The organism is Streptomyces sp. HNM0645 (genome assembly GCF_030056615.1).
GTDB lineage: Bacteria > Actinomycetota > Actinomycetes > Streptomycetales > Streptomycetaceae > Streptomyces > Streptomyces marianii.
This window is the reverse complement of record NZ_JASHLT010000022.1, coordinates 25,393-40,272: the sequence shown is the minus strand read 5'-3', so window position 1 is coordinate 40,272 and position 14,880 is coordinate 25,393. Positions and strand designations below refer to the sequence as shown.

The window sequence follows — 14,880 nt, the reverse complement described above, 5'->3', positions numbered from 1 at the left end:
CTCACCCGGTGCTCAGGCGCGGTGTGAGCGGCCCCGTCCGCGGACCGACCTGCCCCACGACGCCTTCTCGCGCGTCGCGCCGTTCGGCCACAGCCGGGCGGGGCGCTTGGCGGCGACGTCCTCCAGCCAGCCCACAGCCATGATCATCAGCCCGATCAGCGGGAAGACGACGATCAGCATGAGGACGGGGTACGCCCGCTCCAGATAGCCCGAGTACGTCGGCCCGAGGCCCGGGATCCTCCAGAGCAGATCGATGACCGGGATCGTCGCCATGATCAGCAGGTTGTGCCAGAGGTAGATCGTCACGGCCCGGTTGTTGGACAGGGTGACCAGGCTGTCGAAGTGCGCGAGCCTCCCCGGGAGCCGCTGCCAGGACGGCGAGTACGCGAGCAGGATCACACAGAAGCCGAACGACCAGGTGGCCTGGGCGAGCGGGATGTCGTTGAGGTCCCAGCCGTCCGGGCCCAGGTGCCCCGACGCCCACCACAGGCCGAAGGCCATGATCAGCGAGGACACGGACACGAAGACGTACCGCGGGAGCTTCTCGAACATGCCCTCCTGGTGGGCGAAGCCGAGCACCCAGCAGGATCCGTAGGTGGCGAAGTCGGTGATGACGTTGCCGGTCTCGCCGGGGATCTTGAACAGCCCGGAGCCGACGACCGCGGTGAGCGCGAGCGGGGCGAACAGCGTCGCCCACGGCAGCCTGCGGAAGGCCCACAGCAGCAGCGGCGAGGCGACCACGAACCACAGATAGGCGCGGATGTACCAGAGCGGACCGGCCGCCTGGACCGCCCAGGTGTCGTCGAGCAGTCCCGAGGCGTCACCGCTGTGCCAGGGGTACGGCGGTGCGCCGACCGGAACGATGTACCAGGCCAGCTTGAGGAACCACCAGATCCCCTCCTCCTTCACCGGCTTCCAGCCGAAGTAGAAGATCACGGGGAGGACGAAGGCCGAGAACGCCCACATCGGCGGCAGCAGCCGCCGGACACGGCCGCGGATGACACCCCACGCGGGCCGCGCCAGCGAGCGGGCCATCAGCGAGCCGGCGAGCGCGAACATCACGCCCATGGACGGGAAGAGCACCGTCAGCCAGGCCCAGCCGAAGATGTGGTAGACGATGACGCGGACCAGGGCGATGGAGCGCAGCAGGTCGAGGTAGCGGTCCCGGCCAGGCCGCTTCGGAGCGGCGGCGGGCTCGGCCGGAGAGGCCGCGGGCGCGGTCGCGCCGGCCCGGTGCCGTGCCCCGGCCGGTGGGGGGCCGCCCATGTCGAGCGAGGGCGAGGTCATCCGACCGGCCTCCGCTCGTCGCTGCCCTGGCGCTGGTTCGGTATCGACCCCGGCGCCTCCACCACTCCGGTGCGCCGCAGTTTCTGCCAGCGGAGCCGGCCTCCGGTGAGGGCGGTGATCCAGGACTGGAGCAGCACCACGTACATGAGCTGCCGGTACAGGAGTTGCTGGAGGGGCAGGGAGATCAGATGCACCATGCGTTCCTTGTCGAGCCGGAACGCGTAGGCGGCGCACACGGCCTGGATGGCGAGGACGCCGAGCCAGGCGACGACCGTCTTCTGCGTGGGCCCGAAGACGAGTCCGTAGAGCAGGAAGACGTCGATCAGCGGGGCGAGCAGCGGGAACAGCACCATGAACAGCGAGACGAGGGGCAGGCCGACCCGGCCGAAGCGGCCGGAGGGGCCGCTCTCGACCACAGAGCGGCGGTGCTTCCAGATCGCCTGCATCGTGCCGTACGACCAGCGGTAGCGCTGGGACCACAACTGCTGCACGGACTCCGGGGCCTCGGTCCAGGCACGGGCCCGCTCCGCGTACACCACACGCCAGCCGTCGCGGTGGATGGCCATGGTGATGTCGGTGTCCTCGGCGAGGGTGTCGTCGCTCATGCCGCCGACCCGCTCCAGGGCCTCGCGGCGGAAGGCGCCGACCGCGCCGGGGATCGTCGGCATGCACCCCAGCACGTCGTACATCCGGCGGTCGAGGTTGAAGCCCATGACGTACTCGATGTGCTGCCAGGCGCCGATCAAGCTGTCCCGGTTCCCGACCTTGGCGTTGCCCGCGACCGCGCCGACGCGCGGGTCACCGAAGGGCTGGACCAGCTCGCGCACGGTGGACGGCTCGAAGACGGTGTCCCCGTCCATCATCACGATGATGTCGTGGCGGGCGTTGCGGATGCCGTTGTTGAGGGCCTCCGGCTTGCCCGCGTTGGCCTGGCGGACGACCCGGACGTTGGGCAGCCACATGTCGTCGACGATGTCGGCGGTACCGTCCGACGAGCCGTCGTCGATGACGATGACCTCGATCGGGTGGTCGCTCTCCATCAACGAGCGCACCGTGTTCTCGATGCACTCCTTCTCGTTGTAGGCGGGGACCAGTACCGTCACGGGTTCGGTGACGGCCGGGCCCCAGCGGAAGCGGCGGCGGCGCACCTTGCGGGCATGGCCGAAGGAGAGCAGCAGCATCAGGCCGAAGCGGAGGAAGACCAGGACACCGATCGCGGCGAGGCCGACGGTCAGCGCCGATGTGGTCCGCTCGGAGACGGCGACGGCACCAACCCACGCCTTGCCCTTCCACAGCTCCGGTCCGGCGACCGGTGTGTGGGCGCTGGGCGCGCCGAGGGCCTCGGTGAGGTTCACGAACCGGTAGCCGCGCTCCTTCATGTCGGGCAGGAAGCGGCCGAGGGCGGCCACGGTCTGCGAGCGGTCACCGCCGGAGTCGTGCATCAGCACGATGGAGCCCTTGGTGCCCTCGGGAGTGGCGCGCTTGATGATCGCTTCGACGCCCGGGCGCTTCCAGTCCTCGCTGTCCGTGTCGTTGAACGCGGTGATGTAGCCGCGGCTGCCGATGTACTCGGTCACGGGCCAGGACTTGTCGTCCAGGGCGGCCGAGAACGACGAGTACGGAGGACGGAACAGCGAGGTGCGGATGCCGGCCGCGCCCGCGAGCGCCAGCTGGTTCTGCGAGAGCTCCCAGTCGATCCGGCTCTGCGTCTGGAGCGCCAGATCGGGGTGGTTGAAGGTGTGCAGGCCGAGTTCGTGGCCCTCCGCGACCATCCGCCGCACCAGGTCCGGATGCCGGGAGGCCATCGTGCCGGTCACGAAGAACACCGCGTGGGCGTCGTGCTGCTTCAGCTTGTCGAGGACCTTCGGCGTCCACACCGGGTCGGGGCCGTCGTCAAAGGTCAGCACCAGGTTCTTGTCGGGGACGCTGAGCGCCTTGGGCGCGCCGGGGGTGCGGGCGTCGACGACGGGGCCGCCGTTCAGTATCTGCTCGGGCACCTGGCCGCTGGAGACCGGGGGGCGCACCCGGTGGTCGGCGAGGATCTCGCTGTGCACATAGCCGCGCAGCATGAGCATCGCGAGGAGCGCGACGAGGAAGAGCGAGGGCAGCAGGTAGCGCATGGGAAGCCTGCGCCGAACGGCGGACCGGCCTGCGCTCTTCTGTCGCCGGACGGCCCGTCTGCCGGAGGCGGTCATCTAGCCGGCACCTTCCCCGGCCAGCTGCTGGCCCTGTGCCACCGGTTCGCCGGTGGGTTCTTCCGTCGAGGTCTCGCTGGGTGTGGGTTCGACCGGGTCCGGTGGCGGCTCCTCGCCGCCAGTGCCGCCCGGGCCCCCGGCGCCTCCCGGGCCGCCCGGTGCCGTGGACACGACGGGCTTCGGTTCGGTCGTCGCCCCGCCGGTGCCGGCGCCGCCGGTGGTGGTGGCCGCGCCGCTGCCGGAGGCGCCCGACGGGCTGCTGCTCCGGCCGCCGCCCGGCTCGCCGGCGGACCCGGCGGACTGCCGCGGCACCGCTGCCGGGCTGCCGGAGGGCGAGGGGACGCCGGCGACGACCTCGGCACCGGCGGGGGCGGAGGGGGCCTCGGAGGGCCCGGGGGTCTCCTCGGCGGTGTCCGCCTTGTCGTCCGCCGGCCCGGGGATGAGGAGCGACGGGGCGTTGGAGTTGCCGCCGATGAGGGCGACCACGAGGGTCACGGCATAGCCCGCGCAGACGAGCGCCAGCACCCATCCGATACGGCGGAACTTCTTGCTGCGACGGCCGCTCTCGTCGACGAACACGGGCCCGTCGGCGTCTTCCTGAGGGGCCTCGGGGTTCATCCGGGCAGCCTGGAGGTTCCTGAACTCCAGGCTGTCGATCTGGATCGTGACCTCGTTGGGGTCATGACTGTGCCCTATTCGGGACTTTTCTCGCCTGTTTTCCACTGCTGTACGCTCTTCCCCCACTGAACGGAGAGGTGGGAGCGCCGGCGGAACCGGACGCCTGCCGTCGGACCGGGCCCCCTAAACCCGGGCCGAGCACCCCTACCACGTTGCACCCGGACCACGAATGTAGCGCACGCGGCTGACGGCCGGACCGCGGAGTCAGGTGTTCCGCGCCATAGCGGCCCGGTCCCCGTCCGGCAGCCAGCCGTCCGGCGGCACGTCCAGCCACCCTCCCGACGCGGCGAGTTCGGCCACGACGGAACGCAGCACGCCGAGGCCGGGGTGGCTCAGCCCGCGCCGCCGGACCAGCGAGACCGGCGACAGCGGCACGGGGTCGACGAGCGGCCGGACGACCATGCCCGGCACGGGGAGGAACTCGGTGCTCGCCAGCACCGACCAGCCCTGTTTGCGCACCACCCGGACGAACTCCTCCTGCCCGGCTATCTCGGGGAAGGGGGCCGCCATGCGTATTCCGCGGCCGGCGAAGAGCCGGGCGGCGAGGTCCGTCCACTCCGCGGTGGCCGGGTTGCCCGCGCCGGCGTACAGGGTCTCCCCGGCCAGGGCGTCCACCGGCACCGCGTCGAGCGCCGCGAGCGGATGGGCGTCGTGCAGCAGTACGGCCATCCGCTCGTAGCGCACCGGCTCGTGGGCCAGTTCGGAGCGCAGCGCCGCGTCGATCCCGGCGATCCTGCCGAAGGAGACGTCGAGCCGGCCGGCGACGATCTCCGCGGCCGCGCCGGTGAGCCCACTGAGGTAGCGGGCCACGAACTCCAGGCCGGGAGCCGCGCTGCGGGCCTCGCCGAGCACCCGGTGGGCCGTCCCCACCGGGGCGCCCACGTCGACGAGCAGCGGCCGCTCCGCGTCGGCGAAGGCGGAGGCCAGGGCATCGTGGGCATCCAGCACCCGTCGTGCGTACGGCAGCAGCCGCTCGCCCTCGGCGGTGAGCCGCACCTGCCGGGTGGTCCTGACGAAGAGCTCGGACCCCACGGCCCGCTCCAGCCGCCGGATGTCGCGGCTGAGCGCCTGCTGGGCGACGTACAGCCGGGCCGCGGCCCGGGTGAAGTGCAGTTCGGCGGCGACCGCGAGGAAGGCGCGGAGCAGACGGGGCTCGAGGTCCTGGGGCACCCCGAGAACCTACAACAGGAGTGCGTCAATGGGGTTCGAACAGGTGTTGGACCCCCGAGGGGTCCCGAAGCGAACCTTGATCCATGCCACAGTCGAACTCCCCCCGGATGACCACGTCCGGCGGGACCCTGGTCCTGGTGTCCCGGAAGCGGGAGCCGGACCCCTCCCGCCCGCCGGGCCCGTACCGCCGGCTCTTCGCCGTCCCCGGGGCCCGGGCCTTCACCGCCGGGAACCTCCTCGCCCGGCTGCCCATGGGCATGTTCAGCGTCAGCGCCGTGATCATGATCGCGGGACAGCGCGGCTCGTACGCCCTCGCCGGCGCCGTCACGGCGACCGGCCTGGCCGCCACCGCGATCGTCGCCCCCTGGACCGCGCGGCTGGTCGACCGCCACGGGCAGGCCCGCGTCGCCGTCCCGGCCACCGTGCTCGCCGTGCTCGGCTCGCTCGCCCTGGTGCTGTGCGTCCGTCACGACGCCCCCGGCTGGACGCTGTTCGCCGCGTACGCCGCGACCGCCACGACGCCCAACACCGGCGGGATGTCCCGAGCCCGCTGGGCGCACCTGCTGAAGGACGACCCGGCCGCCCGGCACACCGCGAACTCCTTCGAGCAGGCCGCCGACGAGCTGTGCTTCATGCTCGGGCCGGTGCTCGCCGCGTGGCTCTGCGCGGGACTGTTCCCGGAGGCCGGGACCCTGGTCGGTGCGGGGCTGCTGCTGACGGGCGTGGTCCTGTTCGCGGCCCAGCGGTCCACCGAGCCGCCCGTGCCGGACAGGACCGTGAAGCCCCGCTCCCCGCTGCGTACGCCCGGCATGGTCCCGATGCTCGCGGTCTTCCTCGCCACGGGAGCCGTCTTCGGCTCGATGGAGGTCGCCACGATCGCCTTCGTGGACGGTCCGGCGGCGGGTGCGGTGCTGGCCCTCCAGGCCGCCGGCTCGTGTCTCGCGGGCCTCGTCTACGGCCGGGTCCGCCGTACCGCCCGGCTGCGGACCTGTCTGGCCGCGATGACGGTGCTCATGGCTCTGCCGCTGCTCGCCGCGGCCGGCACGGGCTCCCCGCTCACCGTCGCGGGTGCGCTCCTGCTCGGCGGAATGGCGACGGCGCCGACCATGGTGACCGGCATGACCACGATCCAGCGCATCACTCCGGCGGGGCAGCTGAACGAGGGCATGACCCTGGCCGTGACGGCGCTGCTCGGCGGGATCGCGGCCGGTTCGGCGGCGGGGGGCTGGACGGTGGAGCACGCGGGCGCGGCCCACGGCTACGCGATCCCGGTCACGGCGGCCGCCCTGGCCCTGGCACTGGCGCTGCTGCCGGCCCGCATGACGAAGGCCCGGCTGTCATGACAGCCGGGCCTCGCCCACATGGGGTGCGGTATCCGGGGGCGGGCCCCCGGATGTTCCACTGGTGGAGATGGCGGGAATCGAACCCGCGTCCAACGGTGCGGAATCAGGGCTTCTCCGTGTGCAGTCCGCTGCGATTTTCTCGGCCCCGGAGATCACGCGGACAAGTCTCCGACGGGCTCAGTCACTGTTTGTTTTCCCTCTACACCCCGTGACCGGGCCTAGAGGTTCAGTTCCCTAGCTGATGCCAGGATCCGGGTCGGGAACAGCCCCGGGCTGACACTTCGCAAGTCGCTACTTAGGCAGCGAGGGCGAAGGAATCGCGCTTGGTGTTGGCGATTATTGGTTGCGACATATGGTTTACGAGATCATTGCCGCTTCCTCGACACGCTTCCCCTGCTTCGACAGCCGCTGTCGAAACCGATCATCCCCATGTTGATTTTTCAAGACCTGCCCCCTCGGGGAGGGCAGGAGCCATCGTACGTGACCAACGCACGACCGTGCCAGCGTATTCCGTCCGTCCGGCTCAGGCCCGCTGCCGCCGCCGCGCCGCGGAGATCGCCCGGTCGGCCTCGCGGCGGTCCTGCTTCTCCCGCAGGGTCTGCCGCTTGTCGTACTCCTTCTTGCCCTTCGCCAGGGCGATCTCGACCTTGGCCCGGCCGTCCTTGAAGTACAGGGCGAGCGGCACGATCGTGTGCCCCGTCTCCTGGGACTTGGACTCCAGCTTGTCGATCTCCGCCCGGTGCAGCAGCAGCTTCCGCTTCCGCCGGGCGCTGTGGTTGGTCCAGGTGCCCTGGCTGTACTCCGGCACGTGGACGTTGTGCAGCCACGCCTCGTGGCCGTCGATCTGGACGAACCCGTCCGCCAGCGAGGCCCGCCCCTGACGCAGCGACTTCACCTCGGTGCCCATCAGCACGAGACCGCACTCGTAGGTGTCGAGGATGTGGTAGTCGTGCCGCGCCTTCTTGTTCTGCGCGATCAGCTTGCGCCCTTTTTCCTTAGCCATAGTGCGGTCATTTTCGCACTACGACCCCGCCCCGAGGCCACTCAATACCGTCTGGGCCCGCTCCTCCGCCCGCTCGCTCACGGCCAGGTCCGGGGTGATGCCCCGGCCCTCGACGTCGTGACCGGACGGGGTGCGGTAGTGACCGACGGTGAGCTCGGCGACGGATCCGTCGGGCAGCCGTTCCGGCATCTGCACCGACCCCTTGCCGAAGGTGCGGGCACCGACGGTGACGGCGCGACCTCGGTCCTTGAGGGCGCCCGTGACCAGCTCGGCCGCGCTCATCGTGCCGCCGTCCACGAGGGCGACGACGGGGCGCTCGGTGTTCCCGCCGGGCCGGGCGTAGAGGGCCTTCTGCTCACCGCGCACGTCGTACGTGGCGACCAGCCCTCCGTCCAGGAAGGCGGACGCCGCCGTGACGGCCTCGGAGACCAGACCGCCGCCGTTGCCCCGCAGGTCCAGCAGGACCCCGGCGCCCTCGGGAGCCGACTCCACCGCCTGCCGCACCCGCTCCCCGGCGCCCTTGGTGAAGGCGGCGACCTTGATCAGCACGGCCTCGCCGCCGAGCTCGCGGACGGTGACCGCCTCGGTGGCGAGCCGGGCCCGCTGCAGCGTCCGTTCCCAGGTGCGGTCACCGCGCTGGAGACCGAGCACGACGGACGAGCCGGCGCCGGCGCTCTTGCCGTCACCGCGCAGCAGCCGGACCACCTCGCTGACCGGCCGGCCGTCTATCCGGGCGCCGTCGACCGTGCGCAGCTGGTCGCCGACGCGGATGCCGGCCCTGTCGGCGGGACCGCCGCGCTGCAGGCGGGCGACCTCGACCCGGCCGTCGGCACCGCGCCTGGCCCACAGGCCGACACCGGTGTACGAACCGTCGAGGGCGCGCGCGAACTCCTCGTACTCGCCCTTGTCGTACACGGCGCCCCAGCGGTCCCCGCTGCGGCTCACGACCTCTTCCGCGGCCTTGGCGCCGGACTTGCCGTCCGCGGCGGCCTCGGCGGCGGCCCGCGCGATCTCCTCGCGGTCGACCGTGGCGGCGGCGGCCCGCACGCGGGGCTCGGGCGGCTCGCCCTCACCGCTGGGCAGCAGGCCCGTCGCGGAACCGGTGACGAGGGCGCCGGCGAACACCAGCGTCAGGACCGCCCCGTGGCGCAGGCCACGGGGCACCTTGCGTGATCCGGGGCCCAGCATGGCGCCCACTCTAGGACAAGCGAAGGGCGCCGTAGGGTCGTTGACCCGTACGGCGCCCGGGGCGCTCGTCACACCTTCAGGTACTTGCGCAACGCGATGAAAGCGGCCATGGAGGGCATCAGCAGCCCGATCACGAGGACGAGCGGCAGTACCGCTATCACGGCGTCCCAGCCGATGAAGTTGACCAGCGGCATCTTCTCGGAGAGGGCCAGCCCGCCGTCGATGAGGAAGTACCGGCCGACCAGGAGCATCACGCAGGCGACCAGACCGCCGAGCAGACCGGCGAAGGCGGCCTCCATGATGAACGGCATCTGGATGTAGAAGCTGGACGCTCCCACGAGACGCATGATCCCCGTCTCACGCCTGCGGCTGAACGCCGACACCCGCACGGTGTTGACGATCAGCATCAGGGCGATGACGAGCATCAGTCCCATGATGAAGAGGGCGGCGACGTTCATGCCCCGCATCATGTTGAAGAGGTTCTCCAGGATGCCGCGCTGGTCCTGGATGGACTGGACGCCGTCACGGCCGGCGAAGGCGGTCGCCACGACCTTGTACTTCTCCGGGTCCTTCAGCTTGACCCGGAACGACTCCTGCATCTGGTCGGGCGTGATGACGGTGGCGATGGCCGTGTCGCTGTACTGCTCGCGGTAGTGCTTGTAGGCCTCGTCGGCGGACTCGTGGTGGACCTTCTCGACGATGCTCATGTCTGCGAGGTCGGACTTGATCTGCTCCCGCTGCTCAGCGGTGACCGCACCCTTCGAGCACTTCTCGTCCGTCTCCGCGTCGTTCTTGTTGCAGAGGTAGATGGAGACGTTGACCTTGTCGTACCAGAAGTCCTTCATGGTGCTGACCTGTTCACGCATGAGCAGGGCGCCACCGAAGAGGGCGAGCGACAGGGCCACGGAGACGATCACTGCGAAGGTCATCGTCAGATTGCGGCGGAGACCGACGCCGATCTCCGACAGTACGAACTGGGCGCGCATGGCGAGTGTTTCAGCCTTTCCTCTACCTGCTCAGTACCTGCTCAGTGCTGGTAGCCGTAGACACCGCGCGCCTGGTCGCGTACGAGCCGGCCCTGTTCGAGCTCGATGACGCGCTTGCGCATCTGGTCGACGATGTTCTGGTCGTGGGTGGCCATCACCACCGTGGTGCCGGTCCTGTTGATCCGGTCCAGCAGCTTCATGATGCCGACGGAGGTCTGGGGGTCGAGATTGCCGGTCGGCTCGTCGGCGATCAGCAGCATGGGGCGGTTGACGAAGGCCCGGGCGATCGCCACGCGCTGCTGCTCACCTCCGGAGAGCTCACCGGGCATCCGGTCCTCCTTGCCGCCGAGACCGACCAGGTCGAGGACCTGGGGAACGGCCTTGCGGATCTCACCGCGCGGCTTGCCGATGACCTCCTGCGCGAAGGCCACGTTCTCCGCGACGGTCTTGTTCGGCAGCAGACGGAAGTCCTGGAAGACGGTGCCGAGCTGCCGGCGCATGTGGGGCACCTTCCAGTTGGACAGGCGCGCGAGGTCCTTGCCGAGGACGTGCACCTGGCCGTGGCTGGTGCGCTCCTCGCGGAGGATCAGCCGAAGGAAGGTCGACTTTCCGGAACCGGACGAGCCCACGAGGAAGACGAACTCCCCCTTCTCGATCTCCAGGGAGACGTCGCGCAGGGCTGGGCGGTTCTGCTTGGGATAGCTCTTGGAGACGTTGTCGAATCGGATCACGAGTGCACCACGGTCGGCCGGGAGTATGTGTGCGTGACCATACGCGAACGAGGATGGCGCGTGCAGTCACCGCCCGGAGTTGCGCGATATGTCGGATGGATACCCCTCGCTTGCCGCGCACCCGAGCATCCCGGAACGGGTGTAACCCGACGGGGCGCGCCGAATCGCTCGCGAGCTGGCACAGTGGTACCGGGAACGGATGCGGTTCCCGGAGCGTTGCGCGGAGAGACACGCGGAGAACCACCGAGGAACGCCGGAAGTACGGACTCCGCCGCGCGGGAGGAGGAGAGCGCATGACCTACGACCGACTGGTGTGCGCCAACTGCGCCGCGCCCGTCGCGGAGGGCCGCTGCCCCGTCTGCCGGGCCAGCCGGGAGCGCCTGCAGCAGCAGGGCCCCTTCGCGGGCCTGAACCCTGCGGCGCTGGTGGCGCTACTGGTGGTGCTCGTGGCGGCGCTGGCACTCCTGGCGCACCAGACCGCCTGACGGGCCGGCCGGAGCCGGACCCAGGCACCGAAACCCCACGGGATCACACAGGAACGCACAGGAACACACAGGGGCCCGGAGAGCTTTTCGGCTCTCCTGGCCCCTGTCGCAGGATGCGACGGATCGCTACCGCGCGTCACGTCCGATCACGTGGATCAGAGACGAGCAGGCCCGATCAGACAGCGGCGCGGCCGCCGACGAGGCGGGGCAGCATACGGAAGCCGATGCCGCCGGCGATCATCGTCGCGGCGCCGACCAGCAGGAACGTGGTCTCGGCGGCGCCGGTCTCGGCCAGCTCCTCCTTGGCCTTGCCCTGCTCGACCGGCTGGGAGCCGGCGGAGTCGGTGTCGGTGTTGTCGACGCACTCGGCACCCTCGACGCTCACGGTGCAACCGTCGGAGCCGCCGTCGCCGCCACCGGTCGCGACGGAACCGCCGGTGGTGGAGGAGCCGCCGGTGGTCGCGGAGCCCTCGGTGGAACCACCCTGGTCACCGCCGGTGGCGCCGCCGGAGTTGGCGTTGCCACCGGAGTTGGCGTTACCGCCCGAGTTGGCGTTACCGCCCGAGTTGGCGTTACCGCCGGAGTTGGCATTGCCGCCGGAGTTGGCATTGCCGCCGTCGGTCACACCACCGTCAGTCGCACCACCGTCAGTCGCACCACCGTCGGTCGCACCACCGTCGGTCGCACCACCGTCGGTCACACCACCGTCAGTCGCACCACCGTCAGTCGCACCACCGTCAGTCGCACCACCGTCGGTCGCACCACCGTCGGTCGCACCACCGTCGGTCGCACCACCGTCGGTCGCACCACCGTCAGTCGCACCACCGTCAGTCGCACCACCGTCAGTCGCACCACCGTCAGTCGCACCACCGTCGGTCGCACCACCGTCGGTCGCACCACCGTCGGTCGCACCACCGTCGGTCGCACCACCGTCAGTCGCACCACCGTCAGTCGCACCACCGTCAGTCGCACCACCGTCAGTCGCACCACCGTCGGTCGCACCACCGTCGGTCGCACCACCGTCGGTCGCACCACCGTCGGTCGCACCACCGTCAGTCGCACCACCGTCAGTCGCACCACCGTCAGTCGCACCACCGTCAGTCGCACCACCGTCGGTCGCACCACCGTCGGTCGCACCACCGTCGGTCGCACCACCGTCGGTCGCACCACCGTCAGTCGCACCACCGTCAGTCGCACCACCGTCAGTCGCACCACCGTCAGTCGCACCACCGTCGGTCACACCACCGTCCGCGGTGCCGCCGCTCGTCTGACCGAGGCTGGTCCCGGCGTCATCGCCTTCCTGGATACCGAGACCGATCTCAGCACCCTCCTGCGTCACCTCAGCGCCGACGCCGAGGGCCTGCGCTGCGCCCGCAGCGGTCAGGGAAGCACCGGCGGCGATCACCGCGCCGGCGGCTATCCGCGCGACGCGAACCCGCGTCTTCTTGGTCATCTGTTGCTACCCCCAGTAGCTGATTCGTTTGTAGTGCAGCGTCAGGGGCGGTGACCGCTCAGGGCTGCGCTTCCGCTTCCCCGCTCACGTCCGCCCCACACGTACGCATGCCGCGCGCCAGCCTTCCCAGTTTCCGCGGACGCGTCAAGTTTCATTGCGCCTGCGATGCCCGAAATAAGGCCAGTTGACCGAGGCGGGGCGCATAACTGTGACGTAAGAGGGGAACTACGCCTCGCCTGCGGCCAGTTCCCTTGTCGACAAAGCCAGACGCCGGCGGATTTCCGCTTCCCGCCCGCGAATCACGGCAACGACAACCGCGGTCACGCAGGGTTGCACGGGTGGACCTTGAGGGAGCCGACGAAGGCCGTCCAAGCGGACGCGCCGAAAGCGACGACGGGACCACGGGGGTTCTTGCTGTCCCGGACGGGGAGAGTGGAGGCCCACGGCGAAGGGCAGGACATGCGCGCGGATCCGATAGACCTCGCCCAAGTCCGCGATGTGCCTGAGTTGTTCGCACATGATCTCCGGATGACCAGCCCCTCGACGCAGCACCGCTTCGCCGAACAGAGCCCAGAACACCGGAGAATGGAAGTCGTCGAGAATGCGGGCGCGTTCAAGCCGTGCACCGAGCAGCTTGTCCCGCTCCTCGGCCGTCTTGGGCGGGAATCCGGAGCCGAGCACCTCCCGGGCGTACGCAGCCGTCTGAAGGACGCCCGGAACCAGTTTCGGCGCGTACTCCCGGATCACCTTCGCCCGGCGCTCCAGCTCCAGCGCCTCCGCGAAGCGCTCCGCGACCTCGCCCTCCTTCAGCGACGGCAGGAACCGCTCGAAGAACCCGCCGCTGTCCAGCACGCCGTCCAGTCGCCGCGCGTCCGCCACGTCCGGTCTGCGCCTGCCCGCCTCGATGTGCGCGATATGGGTGCGGGACATGACCACGCGCCGGCTCAGCTCCTCCTGGGTGAGACCGGCCGCCTCACGACGGCGCCGGAGCTCCACGCCGTACGTGCAGGGCCGCCGTCACCTCTCGGTGGCCGCTACCGAACGTAGAGAACTTCGTCTCTTTCCGTGACCGGAACGAGTCGACGGACCGTGCGGACCCCGGTGCGGACGGAAGAGACGGAGACCGGCCCGGCGCGACAGGCGGGGAACGTGACACGCGCCGGGCCGGCCATGAGCCCCCGCATCCACCGCGGAGGCCGGGGAGGGGCGACCGGCCCGTGCCCACGAGGGCCGGGTCGGCCGCCCCGGCGGCCGGGACGTCCTCAGGTGCCGGGCGGGGGCCCGTTCACCGGCCGTCCGTCAACGGCCTGCGGGATGGCAGGCGCTCACACGCTGCTTGCCGTGCCCGCGCTGCTGAAGCATCCCGACGGCGTGGAGATGGAGCTGCCGGTTCCTGCGCAGCCGACGGTGCTGCCGGGCGAGTGGGCCGCCGGCAGCACCTCCAGTTCCGGCGCCTCCTGATCGAGGCGCAGGTCGAGTACCGGGCCGGAAGTCGGGGTGATGTCGTTCATGTTCTCCTCCTGTACGAGGGTCCGTGTGGGTGTCCGCCGGGCCGACGGCGGCGGTGCGTTCTCGGAGCCGCCGCGGCTCGACGGGGGGGCGAGCGGCGCTGGTCCGTCGCCGTACCGTCGTCCTGCTCAGTGGCTGCTGGCGGTCGACGCGCTGCTGATCGAGGCGGCGGGGCAGGACGCGCAGCTGATGCTCCCCGCACTCCCGAGGGTGCTGCCCGGGGCGTAGCCGGCCGGCAGCACCTCCAGCTCGGGGAGTTCGCGCTCCAGCACGAGCTCCAGTACGTCGGTGTCGGGCAACCTGTCCATGCGTCTCCTTGCTCGTTATTCGTGTGACCGGCGTGTCCGCCGGCTCGTCTGCTGGGGTCGGGCTACTTGGAGCTCAGGGTGCTCGCGGTCCCCCAGGTCATGGCCGGGCAGGAACCGGAGCCGACGGTGGCGGCGCAGGACACGTTCCCGGCCGAGTACTCCTCGGGGAGCACCTCCAGTTCGGGCATCTCCTGGTCCAGACGCAGGTCGAGGTCGTTCATTGCGGTCTCCTGTCGTGTCGAGGTTGGCGCGGCTCCGGGGTTCCGGAGCCGCAGTCGGGTCCGTGCGGACCGATGCGGGCGATCCGTCTCAGCCGGCGCTGCTGGCCGAGCCGACACTGCCGATGGAGCCCGCCGGGCAGGAGAAGGACCCGGCCGTGCTGGCACAACCGGCGCAGGAGCCCGCGGACCGGGTGTCGGGGAGCACCTCGATCTCGGGGTGCTCCTGCTCGATGCGCAGATCGAGTTCGTTCATCACGCTGTTCCTTTCGCGATCTTCATGCTGCGGCCCCGGACGGGGCCGCTACGGCGCCCTGTCGTGCGCC

General features: G+C 70.7%; 17 protein-coding genes and 1 other RNA gene. 2 read left to right on the top strand and 16 right to left on the bottom strand.

Features of this window, described 5'->3' with window-relative positions:
• Positions 1 to 12 precede the first annotated feature (12 nt).
• From QMZ92_RS17885 to QMZ92_RS17870, 4 genes are all read right to left on the bottom strand, one after another.
• Complete coding sequence (locus tag QMZ92_RS17885; protein ID WP_283298382.1) at positions 13 to 1,287, bottom strand: acyltransferase family protein; 1,275 nt, start codon at positions 1,285 to 1,287, stop codon at positions 13 to 15.
• Positions 1,284 to 3,482: a bifunctional polysaccharide deacetylase/glycosyltransferase family 2 protein gene (locus QMZ92_RS17880; protein WP_283298381.1), complete on the bottom strand. Its 2,199-nt coding sequence runs from the start codon at positions 3,480 to 3,482 to the stop codon at positions 1,284 to 1,286. The genes QMZ92_RS17885 and QMZ92_RS17880 overlap by 4 nt, the downstream gene beginning before the upstream one ends.
• A complete protein-coding gene (locus QMZ92_RS17875) occupies positions 3,483 to 4,205 on the bottom strand; it encodes a hypothetical protein (protein WP_283298380.1) in 723 nt (240 codons plus the stop codon).
• Between the two features lie 159 nt (positions 4,206 to 4,364).
• Positions 4,365 to 5,330, bottom strand: a complete 966-nt coding sequence (locus QMZ92_RS17870; protein ID WP_283298379.1) for a LysR family transcriptional regulator — start codon at positions 5,328 to 5,330, stop codon at positions 4,365 to 4,367.
• Positions 5,331 to 5,413: 83 nt separating this feature from the next.
• Between QMZ92_RS17870 and QMZ92_RS17865 the strand changes: the two genes are divergently transcribed.
• Positions 5,414 to 6,673, top strand: coding sequence for an MFS transporter (locus tag QMZ92_RS17865; RefSeq protein WP_502962084.1), 1,260 nt, complete (start codon positions 5,414 to 5,416; stop codon positions 6,671 to 6,673).
• A 59-nt stretch (positions 6,674 to 6,732) separates the two neighbouring features.
• On the opposite strand, the gene ssrA is transcribed toward QMZ92_RS17865, so the two are convergent.
• From ssrA to ftsE, 5 genes are all read right to left on the bottom strand, one after another.
• Positions 6,733 to 7,102: a transfer-messenger RNA gene (ssrA, locus tag QMZ92_RS17860) on the bottom strand.
• 94 nt (positions 7,103 to 7,196) lie between these two features.
• The gene (gene smpB, locus QMZ92_RS17855; RefSeq protein WP_283298378.1) at positions 7,197 to 7,676 is read right to left on the bottom strand and encodes an SsrA-binding protein SmpB; all 480 of its coding nucleotides are present in this window, start codon (positions 7,674 to 7,676) and stop codon (positions 7,197 to 7,199) included.
• A gap of 18 nt (positions 7,677 to 7,694) precedes the next feature.
• Positions 7,695 to 8,864, bottom strand: a complete 1,170-nt coding sequence (locus QMZ92_RS17850; protein WP_283298377.1) for a S41 family peptidase — start codon at positions 8,862 to 8,864, stop codon at positions 7,695 to 7,697.
• Positions 8,865 to 8,932: 68 nt separating this feature from the next.
• Entirely contained in the window at positions 8,933 to 9,850 is a 918-nt protein-coding gene (gene ftsX, locus QMZ92_RS17845; RefSeq protein ID WP_283298376.1) for a permease-like cell division protein FtsX, read from the bottom strand.
• 41 nt (positions 9,851 to 9,891) lie between these two features.
• Complete coding sequence (ftsE, locus tag QMZ92_RS17840) at positions 9,892 to 10,581, bottom strand: cell division ATP-binding protein FtsE (protein WP_093660379.1); 690 nt, start codon at positions 10,579 to 10,581, stop codon at positions 9,892 to 9,894.
• Positions 10,582 to 10,874: 293 nt separating this feature from the next.
• On the opposite strand from ftsE, the gene QMZ92_RS17835 reads away from it, so the two are divergent.
• Positions 10,875 to 11,066 (top strand): hypothetical protein, encoded by a 192-nt coding sequence (locus QMZ92_RS17835; RefSeq protein WP_283298375.1) that lies wholly within the window; start codon positions 10,875 to 10,877, stop codon positions 11,064 to 11,066.
• A gap of 175 nt (positions 11,067 to 11,241) precedes the next feature.
• Here QMZ92_RS17835 and QMZ92_RS36060 read toward each other — a convergent pair whose 3' ends face one another.
• From QMZ92_RS36060 to QMZ92_RS17800, 7 genes are all read right to left on the bottom strand, one after another.
• Positions 11,242 to 11,691: an LPXTG cell wall anchor domain-containing protein gene (locus QMZ92_RS36060; RefSeq protein WP_349307737.1), complete on the bottom strand. Its 450-nt coding sequence runs from the start codon at positions 11,689 to 11,691 to the stop codon at positions 11,242 to 11,244.
• A 71-nt stretch (positions 11,692 to 11,762) separates the two neighbouring features.
• The gene (locus QMZ92_RS36055; protein ID WP_349307736.1) at positions 11,763 to 12,296 is read right to left on the bottom strand and encodes a hypothetical protein; all 534 of its coding nucleotides are present in this window, start codon (positions 12,294 to 12,296) and stop codon (positions 11,763 to 11,765) included.
• A 448-nt stretch (positions 12,297 to 12,744) separates the two neighbouring features.
• Positions 12,745 to 13,515 (bottom strand): helix-turn-helix domain-containing protein, encoded by a 771-nt coding sequence (locus tag QMZ92_RS17820; RefSeq protein WP_502962083.1) that lies wholly within the window; start codon positions 13,513 to 13,515, stop codon positions 12,745 to 12,747.
• A 329-nt stretch (positions 13,516 to 13,844) separates the two neighbouring features.
• Complete coding sequence (locus QMZ92_RS17815) at positions 13,845 to 14,030, bottom strand: thiocillin family RiPP (RefSeq protein ID WP_283298373.1); 186 nt, start codon at positions 14,028 to 14,030, stop codon at positions 13,845 to 13,847.
• 126 nt (positions 14,031 to 14,156) lie between these two features.
• On the bottom strand, positions 14,157 to 14,336 hold the full coding sequence (locus QMZ92_RS17810; protein WP_138054947.1) for a thiocillin family RiPP: 180 nt from the start codon (positions 14,334 to 14,336) through the stop codon (positions 14,157 to 14,159).
• A gap of 62 nt (positions 14,337 to 14,398) precedes the next feature.
• The gene (locus QMZ92_RS17805; RefSeq protein WP_138054946.1) at positions 14,399 to 14,557 is read right to left on the bottom strand and encodes a thiocillin family RiPP; all 159 of its coding nucleotides are present in this window, start codon (positions 14,555 to 14,557) and stop codon (positions 14,399 to 14,401) included.
• 88 nt (positions 14,558 to 14,645) lie between these two features.
• Entirely contained in the window at positions 14,646 to 14,810 is a 165-nt protein-coding gene (locus QMZ92_RS17800; RefSeq protein ID WP_283298372.1) for a thiocillin family RiPP, read from the bottom strand.
• Positions 14,811 to 14,880 lie beyond the last annotated feature (70 nt).

Excerpts from the sequence above, each read along its gene's own strand:
- QMZ92_RS17885 (WP_283298382.1), bottom strand. The coding sequence starts at position 1,287 with ATGACCTCGCCCTCGCTCGACATGGGCGGCCCCCCACCGGCCGGGGCA.
- QMZ92_RS17880 (WP_283298381.1), bottom strand. The coding sequence starts at position 3,482 with ATGACCGCCTCCGGCAGACGGGCCGTCCGGCGACAGAAGAGCGCAGGC.
- QMZ92_RS17865 (WP_502962084.1), top strand. The coding sequence starts at position 5,414 with ATGCCACAGTCGAACTCCCCCCGGATGACCACGTCCGGCGGGACCCTG.
- smpB (WP_283298378.1), bottom strand. The coding sequence starts at position 7,676 with ATGGCTAAGGAAAAAGGGCGCAAGCTGATCGCGCAGAACAAGAAGGCG.
- QMZ92_RS17850 (WP_283298377.1), bottom strand. The coding sequence starts at position 8,864 with ATGCTGGGCCCCGGATCACGCAAGGTGCCCCGTGGCCTGCGCCACGGG.
- ftsX (WP_283298376.1), bottom strand. The coding sequence starts at position 9,850 with ATGCGCGCCCAGTTCGTACTGTCGGAGATCGGCGTCGGTCTCCGCCGC.
- QMZ92_RS17835 (WP_283298375.1), top strand. The coding sequence starts at position 10,875 with ATGACCTACGACCGACTGGTGTGCGCCAACTGCGCCGCGCCCGTCGCG.
- QMZ92_RS17815 (WP_283298373.1), bottom strand. The coding sequence starts at position 14,030 with ATGAACGACATCACCCCGACTTCCGGCCCGGTACTCGACCTGCGCCTC.
- QMZ92_RS17810 (WP_138054947.1), bottom strand. The coding sequence starts at position 14,336 with ATGGACAGGTTGCCCGACACCGACGTACTGGAGCTCGTGCTGGAGCGC.
- QMZ92_RS17805 (WP_138054946.1), bottom strand. The coding sequence starts at position 14,557 with ATGAACGACCTCGACCTGCGTCTGGACCAGGAGATGCCCGAACTGGAG.
- QMZ92_RS17800 (WP_283298372.1), bottom strand. The coding sequence starts at position 14,810 with ATGAACGAACTCGATCTGCGCATCGAGCAGGAGCACCCCGAGATCGAG.